Annotated in this window: 15 protein-coding genes; 7 read left to right on the plus strand and 8 right to left on the minus strand. The window is 70.2% G+C overall.

Features of this window, described 5'->3' with window-relative positions; all coding sequences use genetic code 11:
• Positions 1 to 30: 30 nt before the first annotated feature.
• Both QRX60_RS49885 and QRX60_RS49890 read right to left on the minus strand, forming a co-directional pair.
• A complete protein-coding gene (locus QRX60_RS49885; RefSeq protein WP_456298880.1) occupies positions 31 to 1,095 on the minus strand; it encodes a sensor histidine kinase in 1,065 nt (354 codons plus the stop codon).
• On the minus strand, positions 1,092 to 1,787 hold the full coding sequence (locus QRX60_RS49890) for a response regulator transcription factor (protein ID WP_285998458.1): 696 nt from the start codon (positions 1,785 to 1,787) through the stop codon (positions 1,092 to 1,094). Before QRX60_RS49890 ends, QRX60_RS49885 begins: the two co-directional genes overlap by 4 nt.
• Before the next feature lie 220 nt (positions 1,788 to 2,007).
• Here QRX60_RS49890 and QRX60_RS49895 point away from each other — a divergent pair, with 220 nt between their 5' ends.
• The 5 genes from QRX60_RS49895 (at position 2,008) to QRX60_RS49915 (ending at position 8,301) form a co-directional block, all read left to right on the plus strand.
• Complete coding sequence (locus QRX60_RS49895; RefSeq protein WP_285998459.1) at positions 2,008 to 3,582, plus strand: NCS1 family nucleobase:cation symporter-1; 1,575 nt, start codon at positions 2,008 to 2,010, stop codon at positions 3,580 to 3,582.
• Between the two features lie 10 nt (positions 3,583 to 3,592).
• A complete protein-coding gene (locus tag QRX60_RS49900) occupies positions 3,593 to 4,375 on the plus strand; it encodes a nitrilase-related carbon-nitrogen hydrolase (RefSeq protein WP_286003867.1) in 783 nt (260 codons plus the stop codon).
• Complete coding sequence (gene hydA / locus QRX60_RS49905; RefSeq protein WP_285998460.1) at positions 4,375 to 5,757, plus strand: dihydropyrimidinase; 1,383 nt, start codon at positions 4,375 to 4,377, stop codon at positions 5,755 to 5,757. Before QRX60_RS49900 ends, hydA begins: the two co-directional genes overlap by 1 nt.
• Positions 5,758 to 5,766: 9 nt before the next feature.
• Positions 5,767 to 6,765 carry a TIGR03842 family LLM class F420-dependent oxidoreductase gene (locus tag QRX60_RS49910; RefSeq protein WP_285998461.1) on the plus strand — a complete coding sequence of 333 codons (999 nt, stop codon included), beginning with the start codon at positions 5,767 to 5,769 and terminating at the stop codon, positions 6,763 to 6,765.
• Positions 6,766 to 6,855: 90 nt separating this feature from the next.
• A complete protein-coding gene (locus QRX60_RS49915) occupies positions 6,856 to 8,301 on the plus strand; it encodes an alpha/beta hydrolase (protein ID WP_285998462.1) in 1,446 nt (481 codons plus the stop codon).
• A gap of 84 nt (positions 8,302 to 8,385) precedes the next feature.
• Here the strand turns inward: QRX60_RS49915 and QRX60_RS49920 are convergent, their stop codons facing one another.
• Positions 8,386 to 8,676 (minus strand): DUF4342 domain-containing protein, encoded by a 291-nt coding sequence (locus QRX60_RS49920; protein WP_285998463.1) that lies wholly within the window; start codon positions 8,674 to 8,676, stop codon positions 8,386 to 8,388.
• Between the two features lie 162 nt (positions 8,677 to 8,838).
• Here QRX60_RS49920 and QRX60_RS49925 point away from each other — a divergent pair, with 162 nt between their 5' ends.
• Positions 8,839 to 9,417 (plus strand): GNAT family N-acetyltransferase, encoded by a 579-nt coding sequence (locus QRX60_RS49925; protein ID WP_285998464.1) that lies wholly within the window; start codon positions 8,839 to 8,841, stop codon positions 9,415 to 9,417.
• A 53-nt stretch (positions 9,418 to 9,470) separates the two neighbouring features.
• Here QRX60_RS49925 and QRX60_RS49930 read toward each other — a convergent pair whose 3' ends face one another.
• A complete protein-coding gene (locus QRX60_RS49930) occupies positions 9,471 to 10,433 on the minus strand; it encodes a DUF2157 domain-containing protein (protein WP_285998465.1) in 963 nt (320 codons plus the stop codon).
• A 277-nt stretch (positions 10,434 to 10,710) separates the two neighbouring features.
• Between QRX60_RS49930 and QRX60_RS49935 the strand changes: the two genes are divergently transcribed.
• A complete protein-coding gene (locus tag QRX60_RS49935; protein WP_285998466.1) occupies positions 10,711 to 11,862 on the plus strand; it encodes a type I restriction endonuclease in 1,152 nt (383 codons plus the stop codon).
• On the opposite strand, the gene QRX60_RS49940 is transcribed toward QRX60_RS49935, so the two are convergent.
• The 4 genes from QRX60_RS49940 to QRX60_RS49955 form a co-directional block, all read right to left on the minus strand.
• Positions 11,841 to 13,070, minus strand: a complete 1,230-nt coding sequence (locus tag QRX60_RS49940) for a serine hydrolase domain-containing protein (protein ID WP_285998467.1) — start codon at positions 13,068 to 13,070, stop codon at positions 11,841 to 11,843. The genes QRX60_RS49935 and QRX60_RS49940 overlap by 22 nt on opposite strands.
• 9 nt (positions 13,071 to 13,079) lie before the next feature.
• Complete coding sequence (locus QRX60_RS49945) at positions 13,080 to 13,892, minus strand: siderophore-interacting protein (protein ID WP_285998468.1); 813 nt, start codon at positions 13,890 to 13,892, stop codon at positions 13,080 to 13,082.
• Positions 13,893 to 13,964: 72 nt separating this feature from the next.
• A complete protein-coding gene (locus QRX60_RS49950; protein ID WP_285998469.1) occupies positions 13,965 to 14,300 on the minus strand; it encodes a hypothetical protein in 336 nt (111 codons plus the stop codon).
• Complete coding sequence (locus tag QRX60_RS49955; protein ID WP_285998470.1) at positions 14,297 to 14,713, minus strand: SgcJ/EcaC family oxidoreductase; 417 nt, start codon at positions 14,711 to 14,713, stop codon at positions 14,297 to 14,299. Before QRX60_RS49955 ends, QRX60_RS49950 begins: the two co-directional genes overlap by 4 nt.
• Positions 14,714 to 14,755: the final 42 nt, after the last annotated feature.

Below are 14,755 nucleotides of genomic sequence, written 5' to 3' on the forward strand. Positions count from 1 at the left end.
CTGCTCTTGGGCATCGTCTCCAACTCTCGTTCACGTTCGCAAATGCCATCGCCCGCACCATCCGCCCCAGCAGCCCCGATCCCGAAGGTCGCCCGCCGAAGCGCTCAGCCCGTCGGCAGCGTCACCCGGATCCGGCTCCCGACCCCCGCCGAGGGCTCCACCACCCCGATCGTCCCGCCGTGCAGCTCCACCGCCCACCGCGCGATCGCCAGCCCCAGCCCCGTCCCCCGCCGGACGGCCGCTCCCCCGCGTGAACCGCTCGAACACCCGCTCCCGGTCGGCCGGCGCGATCCCCGGCCCCTCGTCGCACACGTCGATGCGCACCTCGCCCGGCCGCACCTCGGCGAGCACCCGCACCTCGCCGCCGGCCGGGCCGTGGCGGACCGCGTTCTCCAGCAGGTTCGCCACCACCTGGAACAACCGCCCGCGGTCGGCGACCACCACCGCGTCCGCAGGCGAAACCGACACCGAGAACGTCACCCCGCGCACCAGCGCCGCCTCCGACACCGCCTCCGTCAGCAGAGAAGCGAGCGAGAACGAAGTCTTGTGCAGCGGGATGGCCCCCGCGTCGAGCCGCGACAGGTCCAGCAGCTCGTCCACCAAGTTCGCCAGGCGCTCGGTCTGCTGCAGCGCCGTCTTCAGGGTGGCGGGATCGGGCTCCTCCACGCCGTCGACCAGGTTCTCCAGCACCCCGTTCAACGCCGTGATCGGCGTCCGCAGCTCGTGGGAGACGTTCGCGACCAGCTCCCGCCGCTGCCGGTCCGCGTCGCCGAGGTCGCCCGCCATCTGGTTGAACGCCTGGGCCAGCTCGCCCACCTCGTCGCGGGTCGTCGCGCGGATCCGGCGCGTGTAGTCGCCCTTCGCCATCGCCCGCGCCGCCGCCGTCATCTCCCGCAACGGCCGCGTCATCCCGTGGGCCAGGACCTGCGACAACACCAGCGCCAGCACCATCGCCGTGATCGTCGTCTTCGGCGGCAGCCAGCCGATCTGCCAGTTGAAGAACGCGAACGCGACGCCGCCGGACGCCACCATCAGGATCGCCAGCTTCAGCTTGATCGACCGGATCCGGTCCAGCGGCCGCGGTACGAGGTTCACGATCCCGCCTCCAGCGCGTATCCGACGCCGTGCACCGTCCGGATGAGGTCCGCGCCGAGCTTCCGGCGCAGCGCCTTGATGTGGCTGTCGACGGCCCGGGTGCCCGCCGACGTGCCGTGCACGTCCCAGTCCCACACCTCCGACAGCAGCCGTTCCCGCGGCTGCACGACCCGCGGCCGCCGCGCGAAGTGCACCAGCAGGTCGAATTCGATCGGCGTCAGCTGCGCCGCGACGCCGGCCCGGGCGACGCGCCGCTCGTCGACGTCGATCTCGAGGTCGCCGAGCACGATCCGCGCGTGCGAGTCGGACCGCGACGAGCGCTCCACCCGCCGCAGCAGCGCGTGCACCCGGGCCGTCAGCACCCGCATCGAGAACGGCTTCGTCAGGTAGTCGTCGGCGCCGACACCCAGCCCGACCAGCATGTCCGTCTCGTCGGCGCGCGCGGTCAGCATGAGCACCGGCACCGGACGGCGGCCCTGGATCCGGCGGCAGACCTCCAGGCCGTCGAACCCCGGGAGCATGACGTCCAGCACGACCAGGTCCGGCTCCGACGTGGCGTCCGCTTCGACCGCGGCCGGCCCGTCGTGGGCGACCTCGACGGTGAACCCCTCGGCCCGCAGCCGGGCCGCGATCGACGCGGCGATGGTGGCGTCGTCCTCGACGACGAGCACCCGCCGCACTCCTGGTTCCATGGCCACGACCTTAGGGATCGGCGGTGGAGAGGGTCCGCGCGAAGTGTGGAGATCCTGTGGAGACGTTTCTCCCGCTTTGCCGGTTCGTGACGGCAAGATGTGTGACGCAGGTCATGCACCCCGACGCCGGTTCGCGCAATCGACAGTCTGCACTCCTGATCAGGGAAGAGTGAACAGTCTGCCGTTGCCCCGGTCACGACCCGGCGCGCAGGATTCCGCAATGGCGCCGACACCCGCAGACCAGCGCGTGCACGACGACGGCCGGGTCGAGCTCGACCCCGCCGACGTCCGGTCTCTCGAAGGCAGCCGGTTCTTCAACGAGGAACTGGCCCCCGTCCCCGTCGAAAAACGGACCTGGACCACCTACAACTACTTCGCGCTCTGGATGGGGATGGCCCACAACATCCCCAGCTACGCCCTGGCCGCGTCGCTGATCGCGCTCGGCATGAACTGGGTGCAGGCGCTGCTCACGATCACGATCGGCAACCTCGTCGTGCTCGCGCCGATGCTGCTCAACAGCCACGCCGGCACGAAGTACGGCATCCCGTTCCCGGTGTTCGCCCGCGCGTTCTACGGCCTGCGCGGCGCCAACCTGGCTGCGCTGCTGCGCGCGTTCATCGCGTGCGGCTGGTTCGGCATCCAGACGTGGGTCGGCGGCGAGGCCATCTACGTCATCCTCGGGCGCCTGCTCGGCTCGGGGTGGCGGGACGCACCGGTGGTCGCCGGCCAGCACTGGACGCTGTGGCTGTCGTTCGTGGTGTTCTGGATCGGCCAGATGCTGATCATCTGGCGCGGCATGGAGGCGGTCCGCAAGTTCGAGAACTGGACGGCACCGCTGGTGTCGGTCGGCTTCCTGGTCATGCTCGGCTACGTGCTGGTCAAGGCGGGCGGGCTCGGCCCGATCCTGTCCGACGGCGGCAAGCTCGGCTGGGGCCCGGACTTCTGGAAGGTGTTCGCGCCGGCCCTGATGGCGATGATCGCGTTCTGGTCGACGCTGTCGCTGAACATGCCGGACTTCACCCGCTTCGGCGGCAGCCAGCGCAAGCAGGTCCGCGGCCAGATCCTCGGCCTGCCGACCACGATGACGTTCATCGCGATCGTGGCCATCCTGACGACGTCGGGCGGGCACGTGCTCTACGGCGAGGACATCTGGGACCCGGCGCAGCTGGCCGACAAGTTCACCAGCCCGGTCGTGGTCGTCGTCGCGCTGGTCGCGCTGGTGCTGGCCACGATCTCGGCGAACCTCGCGGCCAACGTCGTCAGCCCGTCCTACGACTTCTCGAACGCGTTCCCGAAGAAGATCACGTTCGCGATCGGCGGCGGCATCACCGGGGTCATCGGCATCCTCATCCAGCCGTGGCGGCTGTACTCCGACCCGAACATCTACATCTTCGCGTGGCTCGGCTTCTACGGCGGCCTGCTCGGCGCGGTCGCCGGGGTGCTCGTCGCCGGCTACTGGGTCGTCAGCCGCACGAAGCTGAAGCTGAGGGACCTCTACACACCCGATGGGGTGTATTGGTTCAGCGGCGGCTGGAACTGGCGCGCGCTGGTCGCCACGCTGGTGGGGGCCGTGCTCGCGGTCGGCGGGGCGTACGGCGGGCCGTTCCCCGACGCCGGGCTCATCCCGTTCCTCAAGCCGCTTTACGACTACAACTGGGTGGTCGGCCTGGTCGGCGCGTTCGTGGTGTTTTCCGCCCTGGCGCTGCCGAATTCGAGGCAGTCCGCAACCTACGAGAAGGAGGAGATCAGTGAGCGTGGTTCGAGCCGGATTGATCCAGCAGCGGTGGACGGGTGACAAGGAGTCCATGATCAAGGCGGCGGTCGACCACATCGCCACCGCCGCCTCGCAGGGCGCCCAGGTCGTCTGCCTGCAGGAGCTGTTCTACGGGCCGTACTTCTGCCAGGTGCAGGACACCGACTACTACTCCTACACCGAAGGCATCCCGGACGGCCCGACGACCAAGCTCATGCAGGAGGTGGCCGAGCGCCACGGCGTCGTGCTGGTCGTGCCGATGTACGAGGTCGAGCAGCCGGGCGTCTACTACAACACCGCCGCCGTGATCGACGCCGACGGCACCTACCTCGGCAAGCACCGCAAGAACCACATCCCGCAGGTCAAGGGCTTCTGGGAAAAGTTCTACTTCCGGCCCGGGAACCTGGGCTACCCGGTGTTCGACACCGCCGTGGGCCGCATCGGCGTCTACATCTGCTACGAGCGGCACTTCCCCGAGGGCTGGCGCGCGCTGGGGCTGGCCGGGGCGAAGATCGTGTTCAACCCGTCGGCGACCAGCCGCGGCCTGTCGCAGTACCTGTGGCGGCTGGAGCAACCGGCGGCCGCGGTGGCGAACGAGTACTTCGTCGGCGCGATCAACCGCGTCGGCAAGGAACCGCTGGGCGACAACGACTTCTACGGCCAGACGTACTTCGCGGATCCCCGTGGCCAGCTCATCGGCGACGCCGCGTCCGACACCGACGACGAGGTCGTCGTGCGCGACCTCGACATGGCGCAGCTCGACGAGGTCCGGGACCTGTGGGCGTTCTACCGCGACCGCCGCCCGGACACCTACGGCCCCCTCACGGAGGCCTGATGACCACGCTGATCAAGGGCGGCCAGGTCGTTTCGCCGTCGGGTGCGGTGACCGCGGACGTGCTCGTCGACGGCGAGACCATCGCCGCCGTCGGCGTGCCCGGCACGCTCACCGGCGACGAGACGATCGACGCCACCGGCAAGTACGTGCTGCCCGGCGGCATCGACGCGCACACGCACATGGAGATGCCGTTCGGCGGCACGCATTCGGTCGACACGTTCTCGACCGGCACCACGGCCGCGGCCTGGGGCGGCACGACGACGATCATCGACTTCGCCGTGCAGGCCAAGGGCACATCCCTCTTGTCCACTTTGGACAAGTGGCACGGCAAGGCCGACGGCAACTGCGCGATCGACTACGGCTTCCACATGATCGTCTCCGACGTCAACGACCAGTCGCTGAAGGAGATGGAAGCCTGCGTCGGCGCCGGGGTCGGCAGCTTCAAGATGTTCATGGCCTACCCGGGCGTGTTCTACTCCACGGACGGCGAAATCCTGCTGGCCATGCAGAAGGCGCGCGAGATCGGCGCCACGATCATGATGCACGCGGAGAACGGCATCGCGATCGACCAGCTCGCCGCGCAGGCGTTCGAGGCCGGGAACATCGACCCGGTGCAGCACGGCCTGACCCGGCCGCCGGAGCTGGAGGGCGAAGCGACGTCACGGGCGATCCAGCTCGCGAAGGTCACCGGCTCGCCGCTGTACATCGTGCACCTCTCGGCGTCGCAAGCGCTTGCGGCCGTGGCGGAGGCGCGCAACGACGGCCAGAACGTGTTCGCCGAGACGTGCCCGCAGTACCTCTACCTGTCCATCGAGGACCTGGCCAAGCCGGACTTCGAGGGCGCGAAGTACGTCGCGTCGCCGCCGCTGCGGGAGAAGTCGCACCAAGCCGACCTCTGGCGGGGCCTGCGGACGAACGACCTCTCCGTGGTGTCGACCGACCACTGCCCGTTCTGCTTCAAGGACCAGAAGGAGCTGGGCCGCGGCGACTTCCGGGCCATCCCGAACGGCATGCCGGGCGTCGAGCACCGGATGGACCTGCTGCACCAGGGCGTCGTCGCGGGCGAGCTGACGCTCGGGCGCTGGGTCGAGACGTGCTCCGCGACGCCGGCGCGGATGTTCGGGCTGTACCCGCGCAAGGGCGTCATCGCGGCGGGTTCGGACGCGGACATCGTGCTCTACGACCCGTCGGCGACCCAGACGCTGTCGGCCGAGACGCACCACATGAACGTGGACTACTCGGCGTACGAAGGGTTCGAGCTGACGGGCAAGGTGCACACCGTGCTTTCGCGCGGCCGGGTCGTCGTGTCGCCGGACGGGTTCACCGGGTCGACGTCGCACGGCAAGTTCCTGTCCCGCGAGCTGAACCAGTACCTGAACTAGGAGCGCGCGATGGACTTCGGGATCGTGCTGCAGACGGACCCGCCCGCGCGGGACGTCGTGCGGCTGATGAAGGACGCCGAGGACGCCGGGTTCCGCTACGGCTGGACGTTCGACTCCTGCGTGCTGTGGCAGGAACCGTTCGTGATCTACTCGCAGATCCTCGCCGCGACCTCGGCGATGATCGTCGGGCCGATGGTCAGCAGCCCCGGCACCCGGGACTGGTCGGTGCTGGCGTCGACGTTCGCCACGCTCAACGACATGTACGGCAACCGGACCGTCTTCGGCATCGGCCGCGGCGACTCCGCGCACCGGGTCGTCGGGAAGCCACCGTCCACTTTGGCCACGTTGCGCGACTGCATGCGCGTGGTGAAGGACCTCGCCGAGGGCCGCGCGGTGACGATGAACGAGAAGACCGTGCAGATCCCGTGGATCCGCAACGGCCGGCTCGAGATGTGGATGGCCGGGTACGGGCCGAAGGCGCTGAAGACGGTCGGCGAGCACGCCGACGGCTTCATCCTCCAGTGCGCGGACCCGGCGATCGCGCGCTGGACGATCGGTGCGGTGCGTGACGCCGCGCGCGCGGCCGGCCGCGACCCGGGCGGCATCACGATCTGCGTCGCGGCCCCGGCGTACGTCGGCGACGACCTGGCACACCAGCGCGAGCAGCTGCGCTGGTTCGGCGGGATGGTCGGCAACCACGTCGCGGACCTGGTGGCACGCTACGGATCTTCCGGTGCGGTGCCGAAGGAGCTGACCGACTACATCCGCGAACGCGAGGGCTACGACTACAGCCACCACGGCAAGGCGGGCAACCCGTCGACGGAGTTCGTCCCGGACGAGATCGTCGACCGGTTCTGCCTGCTGGGCCCGGCGTCGGCGCACGTGGAGCGGCTGCAGGAACTGGCGGAGCTGGGCGTGGACCAGTTCTCGCTGTACCTGATGCACGACGACCGCGAGGCGACCTTGGCGTCCTACGGCTCGCAGATCATCCCGAAGCTGACAGCCTGACGCGAAAGCACCGCGTAGGGCCCGCCCTACCCCGGTTCCGGGGGTGCGCACCAGCGCGCCCCCGGTCCCGGCGGCGGGACGATCGGGGCCATGAATTCTCCGAAACTCCGTGCTGCGCTGGCTCTGGGGGCCGCCACGCTCGCGGTGGGCGCCCTCGCCCCCGCGGCCACGGCGAGCCCCGCCGGAATCGTCTGGGAATCCGCGTGCGCCGCCGGGTACGAGTGCGGTCACCTCGACGTCCCGCTGTCCTACCAGGACCCGTCCGCCGGCACCGTGTCGATCGCCGTCGGCCGGTTGCCCGCCACCGACCAGGCCCGCAAGCTGGGCACGATCTTCTTCAACCCCGGCGGCCCCGGCTCGTCCGGCCGGTTCGCCCCCGCGTTGACACCCGAGCTGCACCGGCGCTTCGACATCGTCGGGTTCGATCCGCGCGGCGTCGGCGCGAGCTCGAAGATCCACTGCTTCACCGATCCTTCGCAGCTCGAGGTGCTCCAGCGCGCGCTGGGCACGTTCCCGCTGACCCGCGAGGCCGAACAGCGGCAGATCTCGGACACGAAGACGGTCACCGACCTCTGCGAACAGAACGCGGGCCCGCTGGCGAACCACCTCTCGACCGGCACGATCGCCCGCGACCTCGATCGCCTGCGGGCGGCGTTCGGCGAGCCGAAGCTGCGGTACTACGGGAAGTCGTACGGCACCTACCTCGGCGAGACCTACGCGAACCTGTTCCCCGGCCGCGTCGGATCGCTCGCGCTCGACGCCGTCGACGATCCGGCGCGCTGGGCGAGTGGTTCCGGCCCCATGAGCTACCGGCTGCGCGGCTACGAAGACGGGCCCCGCGCGATCGAGTCCTTTTTGGACGCTTGCGCGGCGCGCTGCACCTTCGGCTACGACGAGATCCTCGACCGGCTCGAGGCCGGCCCGATCACGGTGACCGACACGACCGGCCACCAGGTCGCCGTCACCTACCAGAGCGCGATCGCCACGATCCACGCCTACCTGACCGACGCCCAGGCCGCGCCGCAGCTGGCGGCTTTCCTGCAGGCGCTGGCGGATCCGGCGACGCGAGCTCCGGCTTCGGCGGGCGGCCCGCCGGACGTCGACTCCCTGCTGGGCGGTGGCGCGACGCTGTGCTCGGACGCGGCGAACCCGCGTGATCCGGCCGTCTGGTGGGATTTCGCCCGGCGCGCCGACCAGGTCGGACGCGGTTTCGGCCCGTACGACGTCTACAAGACGCTGCCGTGCGCCACCTGGGACGTCTCGGACACCGGCCGCTACGCCGGGCCGTGGAACCGCCCGACGGCGCCGATCCTGCTCCTCGCCAACCGCCAGGGTGACCTGGAGACGCCGTACGCCGGCGCCCAGCGGACCGAGAAGCTGCTGGCCAACGCGCACCTGCTGAGCCTCGACACGTACGGCCACGGTTCGCGCGGCAAGAGCGCGTGCGTGGACGCCTCCCTCGACAGCTACTTCGTCGCCGGTTCGGTGCCCGCCCGGGGCGCGCTCTGCGCTCCGGACCGGGGGCCCTTCGGCTGAAGGTCCTTCATCGCCGCTTCGGGGGTCACCCGGCCCGAAAGGACGGCAGCGGATGGCCGGGCCTCCGGCCCGGCCATCCCCGGATCACTCGCCGGTGTCCTCCCCGGCTTCCTTCTCGGAGGTCGGCACGTGGTCGACCTCGATGGTCCACTCCTTCGCCAGCGCGGCGATCGCGCCGATCGCGGTGACCACCGGCGCGGCGATCGCGGCCACGACGCCCGCCGTGACCGGGATCTCCATGACCGTGTGACCTTCGTCGTTCTTGACCCGGATCCGCCGCACGTTGCCCTGGTGGATGAGCTCCTTGACCCGCGTGACCAGCTCCTGGCCGCGGAACCGCTCGGTCTTCTTCGTCGTCCCGCTGTCGACCGTCATAGTGCGTTCCTCCTCGATGTCGGGGGCTTACGCACCCAGTCTGCGCAGGTCGGAAGGGCCGCCAGAAGAGCTGATCGTCCCTGCTCGCAGGAGGAAAGTCCCCCGCTACGCTGACCTCGTCGTCGCCCGGAGCGGGCCCGAAGGTTCGGCGAGGAGTCGGTCATGCGGACAGAGGACCCGGTGGTGCCGACGGGGTTCGATCGCACCCTCACGCTCAAGGACGGACGTGTCGTGCACGTGCGGCCGCTCGTCCGGGCAGACGCCGCGGAGCTCGGGGAAGCGATCCGGAACGCGGATCCCGCGACGCTGTACCGGCGGTTCTGCGGCACCCCGCCGCGGGTCACCCCGCGGTTGCTGGAGCGCCTCACCGACCTGGACTACCAACGCCGGTTCGCGCTGGTGGCGCGCGACACCGACGGCCACGGGGTCGCGATCGCCCGCTACGGGGCGACCACACAACCCGGGGTCGCCGAGATCGCGGTCGCCGTCGACCCGGCCTGGCGCCGGGTCGGGCTGGCCTCGGCGCTGGTACACATGCTCGGCGAAGCCGCGCTCGCGCGGGGGTTCGACCGGTTCACCGCCCTCTACTTCGCCGACAACCTGCCGGTCTCCGAGCTCCTCGACGACGCCGGGGGCCGGCGCGTGATCGCGGCGGGCGTCGCCGAGGCCGAAGTCCAGCTCCGGCGGAAGGACCCGCTCGAGCCTCCGGCGGCCACTACGTCGCCACGCTCGAAAGCGTGAACGTGCTCGACAGGCCGATCAGGAGGTCGAGGACTGCGGAGGCCGGCAGCAGGTCACGAGCCCGGTGACGCAGGCGGTGGCTTTCTCCCGGTGGTGCGCCGCAGCCGGAACCCGGCGAAGCTGACGAGCAGCAGGACCAGTCCGGCGGTGAGGACGAGCAGGGCACCGCCCACCGCGCCACCGGTCAGGTCCCAGATGGCTTCGGGCACGGCCAGGGTCACGGCGACCACGCCCGCGACGAGCAGCACCCAGGTGCGTTCGCGGCGAACCAGGGCGAGGCAGGCAACGCCCAGGCCGAACGTGAGCAGGTAGGCGACCCAGGCGGTCCCCTCCTCGCCGAGCGGCTGCTGGAACCCGAAGACCGCGAGCGCCAGGCCCGCCCCCAGCCCGAGCAGCCGGTGCGGCACCACGTGGCCGAGCGCCAGCGCGGCGACGAGCAAACCCCCGGTACCCACGCCGAGCCCGCCGTTGAGCGGGGTGACGCCGACGGTGGCGTCGATGCTGAGAAGAGTCGTCGCGGCCAGGAACCCGGCCGAAGCCAGCAACCCCGGCACCGACGGCACGAGAAGGTACCCCGCGACGGCCGTCAGCAGGCCGGCTCCGCAGGCGACGGCGCCGGTGACGATGTCATCGGGAAGCGCGACGGCGATGGTGACGGCGACAGCACCGGCACCGAGCGCGAACAGCGCCCCGGCGACCCGCCCCCGCGCCGCCGACCGGCTGCGCGGCCCGGCGGCGACGGCCCCGGCGGTGAGCAGCACGACGGCCGTGGCACCGGTCACGAAGGTCCGGGCGAACTCACCCCAGTTCCGCCACGAGGCGGCGACCAGCAGCACGGCCCCGACGAGGACCAGGCCACCACCGAGGTAGGCGGCGACCTCCGCCCAGGGAATCCGCAGCCGGCGCGGCGCGGCCGCCTGCAGCGCGCGTTCGACCTCGCCGGCCTGGGCCGGGGACAGCACCGAATCCCCGACCAGCCGGTCGAGCACCTCGCGCACGGACGGTTCTCGCGCCATGCGGCCAGTTTCCGGCGCGGCGGGCGAGCCAGGACAGAGCCACAGGACCCCGGCGAAGGGACTTTCTTCCCGGTTTCCCAGTCGACGAGGGACTGCAGTCGCCGTCAAACCTTCGCCAGTACACCCACTTCCGCGTTTCTTGTTTCCTGATTCACCTTCGACCGAATTCCGTAACGGACGGAAGTGAGCCACCGACCCAGGCAGCGCACCCTCGTGACCGGACGGCGAATCTTCACTTTCGAGATCCGGACCAGTTCCCGCACAGAACGGCACCGGCATGGACATCGCGGAGCGCGCGCAAGCACTCGCCCTGAAGATCCGCAAGCACAAGGACGGTATCGAGACCGAAGAGGCGACCAAGAACGCCTTCGTGATGCCGTTCATCAGCACTGTCCTCGGGTACGACGTGTTCAACCCGGCCGAGGTGATCCCCGAGTTCACCGCCGACGTGGGCACCAAGCGGGGCGAGAAGATCGACTACGCGATCGTGCACGACGGTCAGGTGCAGGTTCTCGTCGAGGCCAAGAAGATCAACGATCCGCTCCGCATCGAGCACGCTTCCCAGCTTTTCCGCTATTTCGCCGTCACGAACGCCCGGATCGCCATCCTGACGAACGGCCAGGTGTACGAGTTCTACACCGACCTCGACGCACCCAACCGGATGGACGCCAAGCCGTTCCTCGTGCTGGACTTCGCCGACATCGACGACACCCTGCTGCCCGAACTGGCCAAGCTCACCAAGGAGTCCTTCGACCTCGACTCGGTCATCAGCGCCGCAGGGGAACTGAAGTACATCGGTCAGCTGAAGCGCATCCTCGCGGCGCAGTTCAAGGAGCCCGAAGACGAGTGGGTGAAGTTCCTGACGACCCGGGTGTACGAAGGATCGTTCACCCAGCGAGTCCGTGAGCAGTTCGCCCCGCTGGTGAGCAAAGCGACCCGCCAGTTCCTGAACGAGCAGGTCAACGACCGGCTGAAGAACGCGCTCGGTGGGCCCGACTCCTACGTGAGCGTGTCGAGCGGCAGCGCTGCGCAACCCGAGCAGCCGCAGCCCGCCGCCGAGGCCAAGGTGACCGACGACAACGAACGAGTGGTCACGACCGAGGAAGAACTCGAGGGCTACCGGATCGTCCGTGCCATCGTCTGTGCCGAAGTCCCCGCCGCCCGGGTTGCCGCGCGCGACACCAAGACCTACTTCGGCGTCCTGCTGGACGACAACAACCGCAAACCGATCGCCCGGCTCTGGTTCAACCGGTCGACGAAGTACCTGGGCGTGTTCGACGAGAACAAGGTCGAGACCCGGCTGCCGATCACCACGGTCGAGGACATCTACCAGCACGCGGACCATCTGCGGCAGACGGTGGCGAGGTACCTCACGCGGGTCGCGACCCCCGAACCCGTGACGCCCGCTCAGTCCACCAGCGCCTGGTAGACCAGCTGCCGCAGCTGCGACCGCAGCCGGTAGGTGCTCGACGGCAACAGCTGCGTGTAGAACCCCACCGTCACATCCTCGTCCGGATCCACCCAGAACGCCGTCGAAGCCGCCCCGCCCCAGGCGAACTCGCCCGCCGAGGACAACGTCCGTGCCTTGACCGGGTCCTCCAGTACCGAGAACCCCAGCCCGAACCCGTGCCCGTCGAAGGGCATCTCGGCGAACAGCGGGCGCCCGTACTCCTCCAGGTCCACGTGGCCCGGCAGGTGGTTGCTCGCCATCAGGGAAACCGTCCGCGGGGACAGCAGCCGCACGCCGTCGAGTTCGCCGCCGCGCAGGAGCATCTCCGTGAAACGCCAGTAGTCCGCGGCCGAGGACACCAGGCCGCCGCCGCCGGAAAGGCAGTCCGGGCGGGAGGTTCCCAGGCGGCCGAACGCCTCGTTCCTGACCGCCCGGCCCGAAGCCGGGTCCGGCACGTACAGCGAAGCCAGCCGGGACACCGAGGAAGCCACGAAACCCGTGTCCGTCATGCCCAGCGGCGAAAAGATCCGCGAGGCGAAGAACTCGTCGAGGGACTGGCCCGAAACCACTTCGACGACGCGCCCGAGGACGTCCGTGGCGATCGAGTAGTTCCACTCCGCGCCCGGCTGGAACAGCAGCGGCAGCGAAGCCCACTGCTCGCAGCAGGACGCCAGGTCCGCACCCGGCGGCGTCCCCCATTCGAACCCGGCCTTGCGGTAGATCGCGTCCACCGGGTGGCCGTGGTGGAAGCCGTAAGTCAGGCCCGCCGTGTGGGTCAGCAGGTGCCAGACGCGGATGGGCTCCGTCGCCGGCTCGGTGTACGGCTTCAGTGCCGACCCCTTGACGAACACCCGCGGCGAAGCGAACTCCGGCAGCCACTGCGAGATCGGGTCGTCCAGCTCCAGCAGGCCCTCTTCGGCGAGGATCATCGCGGCGACCGACGTGATCGGCTTGGTCATCGAGAAGATCCGCCACAGCGTGTCGGTCTCCACCGGCGTGCCCGCTTCGACGTCGCTGTGCCCACCGCGGCCGAGGTGCACGATCCGGCCGTGCCTGCTCACCACCGCGAGCCAGCCCGGCAGCCGACCGTTCTCGACATACCGGTCGAAGTGCGCGTCGACCCGCTTGAGCCGGTCCGCGTCGAACCCGGCCTCGGCCGGCTCGACGTCCACCTTGAGGTTCGCCATGCGGCGAGGTTACTTCTCGCGGGCCCGTTCGGCCGCCTTCTCCTCACGCCAGGCTTCGTCGTTCTTCCCGAGGCGCCAGTACCCCGAGATCGACAGCAGCTCGCGCCGCACCCCGCGCTCGTCGAGCAGGTACCGCCGCAGGTCGCGGACGAACCCCGCTTCGCCGTGCACGAACGCCTGGACGACGCCTTCGCGCCACGGCAGCTCCCGCACCGCCGCGGCGACGTCGCCCCCGGACGAGCGGTGCAGCCAGGTGATCTGCGCGTCGGCCTTCGTGGCCAGCGGCTGCTCCTCGTCGGCGTTCTCGACCAGGATCACCGCGTGCGCCGGGACGCCGGGCGGGAGCGCTTCGAGCGACGCCGCGATGGCCGGCAACGCGCTTTCGTCCCCGGCCAGCAGGTGCCAGTCCGCCTCGGTGCCCGGCGCGTACGCGCCCCCGGGGCCGGACAGCAGCAGTTCGTCCCCCGGCTGCGCCGAGGCCGCCCACGGGCCGGCGATGCCCTCGTCACCGTGGTGGACGAAGTCGAGGACGAGCTCGCCGGCCTGCGGGTCGAACGCCCGGACGGTGTAGGACCGCATCCGCGGCCAGTGCTCTCGCGGCAGCGTGGCCCGGCACTCCTGGACGTCGAACGGCTCCGGGTACTCGACGTCCGGGACCTTGAACAGCACCTTCACGTAGGCGTCGGTGAACGCGTTGGGCGTGAAGCCGGCGATGCCCTCGCCGCCCGCCACGATCCGGATCATGTGCGGGGTCAGCCGCTCGGTGCGCAGCACCCGCAGCCGCACCGCGGGACGCCCGGACCGACGGGGTGCTTCAGCCATTCGACAACTCCAACGAGGGTTCCGGCACTAAGGCTTACCTAACTCAGCCTACGCGCCGAAATGAGCCGTCGCCTACTCAGGTGTGGCCAGTTCTTCGAGCATCCGGGCGAAAGCGACAGCCGTCCGAGTGCGGAACCCGAGGAAGAACCGGTTGGCCAACGGGACTCCCCAGCGTCCCCGGGTCGCCGCGTTGACCACCCGGTGCTCGACCCGCGCGCCGCCCGGATCGGCCGTGACGCGGTACTCGCCGCGGTACCACCAGCCGCCCTGCACCGCGAGGAACCCCCGCTCGCGGTCGACCTCCGTCCGCATCGGATAGCCACCCCCGGTCACCCGGCGCCGCACCGCCTCGAACACCTCGGCCGGCGGCCGTGCGACGACCCCCGACGCCTCCGCAAGCGTTTTCACCCGCGCGGATCCGAGACGCGCGTGTTCTGGAACGCCGTGATCAGCCACTCGCCGTCCTCCTGGACGAGCACGAAGCCGACGGTCGACTCGCGGCCCTCGTCCGTCGTGTCCGCCCCGGTGAGCGACGAACCGCCGCCGGCGACGACCACGGCGACGTCCGGGCGGACGAACCGCACCTTCGCCGACGCGCCGAGCTGCCCGGTCAGCTTGGAACCCTTGAGCGGCCCCTCGAAGAGGGCGCGGTGCGAGCTCTCGATCGCCTCGCGACCGGGGAAGTTGAGCCCGAAGAACGTGACGTAGTCCGCGTCCTCGGTGAAGAGCCGCCCGTACGCGGCGGCATCTCCGGAGTTCCAGGCCTCGGCGAGGCGGTCGAGCACGGCGCGGACGTCGGCTTCGGCGGTGGTGGTGGTCATGAGGTCCCCTTCACGAACGCTGTTCGTTTGACGAACACCGTT

It is taken from the genome of Amycolatopsis mongoliensis, assembly GCF_030285665.1.
Lineage (GTDB): Bacteria > Actinomycetota > Actinomycetes > Mycobacteriales > Pseudonocardiaceae > Amycolatopsis > Amycolatopsis mongoliensis.